Below are 1406 nucleotides of genomic sequence, written 5' to 3' on the forward strand. Positions count from 1 at the left end.
CTCTTACGCCAGATCATGACTTTTGCGTCGCTGGGCAGCTTTTGAGGATCGACCCAGGCAAGCACCTCTATTCGATCATCAGCTACAGGCGTCTGCACTGGTTGGTCTATACCAAATCGGACCCAAACTAAATCTCTTCTTATAGGCCACCACTCCTCCGCCAGCAAGCTAAGCCAGGCCCGATGGTCCATTGAGAAAGCAAGCCTCATAGGCGCAACAGGTGTGGTTTCCGTCGAGTGCGGCTCATTTTCGAACTGCAAGGGTAAGGTCAAGCTGGGCTGCGATGGTTGGGTCATCGTGAGAGTATAGTCGAGTCAGGAAGGCTTGAGAGTTGGGCTGTTGTCAGCGGCGACGGTTCATTCAATAGTATCAACGAGTCACGAGCCCTTGCGCAAAGCATATACATGCGACGGCATTGATCTTTGTCAACGCTCGGTAGGGAGCGCGAAAGATCCTGCAGGTAGACGCTGTCGAACTCTAGGCCGATAGCTGACTCGCCAGTCAATACTGTGATTCCTGCTTTCATTGGGTGGATATTCTGTTCAGCTCCCTTTGGCATTCGGTGGGTGTATAGATCTACTCGGGTCTCAGGCGGCAGCGCGGATTTCAGCATCTGATGCACTGCTTGCGCTTTCGACACTGGATAGACGATAACGCCAATTGAGCCGCCCCGGTTGGTCAAGCGATTTGCAATAGAAGATATTGCGTCACTCCATTGTGTAAATGTTACAAGGCGTGGCATATCTCCGCTACGTGGCCTTTGTACCACGGCAGGTGGGAGAGTGCTTGATCTGTGAAAGTGTTCGGCCAACGCAGCTATTTCGCGAGTGTTCCGGTGGTTGGCTGATAGTCGGATCGGATCGGGCATAGGAGCAGCGAGAATATCCTCGATAGAGGCTCTTTGGCTATCGGTGGTTTGGTCCTCATCCGCGAACACACTGACAGTTTTTGCACCATAACGTACAGCCCATGTGAAGAATCCAGCGGGTAGGTTCTGACCTTCATCAATCACCAAATGATCCCACTGTGGTTCAATATTGGCCCGTTCGTAGTTGGATAGCAGCGTGGGCCAATCGTATATGAATGGCCCATAAGGCTCGGGTGCGAAACAGCCAATTCTTTGCGAGTGGTCGCTGCTAATAAAGGAGTGCATGGTGGTGACGTTGAAGGCTTGATTCCCAAGCTGTGAACCCAAAGAAGCTAGCAATCGATTTTTTGTAATGAGCAGGCATGAATGTCCTAGCGAGCGTAACAACTGCATCCGGAGTACTGCCAGAGAAGGGCGGACTCAAGTTCCAAGTGCAACAGTCAGTTGACCGTATTCAAGTTATTGGTCGCCAGGAGCTGCAGGTGCTCGGTCAGCACCTCTATGGGGAATTTCCAGCCCAGGGTTTGGCGCGGCCGCG

At 52.3% G+C, this 1406-nt stretch carries 1 protein-coding gene; it reads right to left on the bottom strand.

All coding sequences use genetic code 11. From position 1 onward, the window contains the following. Window positions 1–292 precede the first annotated feature (292 nt). A complete protein-coding gene (locus tag GIW04_RS30700; protein WP_236270566.1) occupies window positions 293–1261 on the bottom strand; it encodes a hypothetical protein in 969 nt (322 codons plus the stop codon). Window positions 1262–1406: the final 145 nt, after the last annotated feature.

The organism is Pseudomonas sp. PA-4-8C, assembly GCF_021606625.1.
In the GTDB taxonomy this organism is placed as follows: Bacteria; Pseudomonadota; Gammaproteobacteria; order Pseudomonadales; family Pseudomonadaceae; genus Aquipseudomonas; species Aquipseudomonas lactis.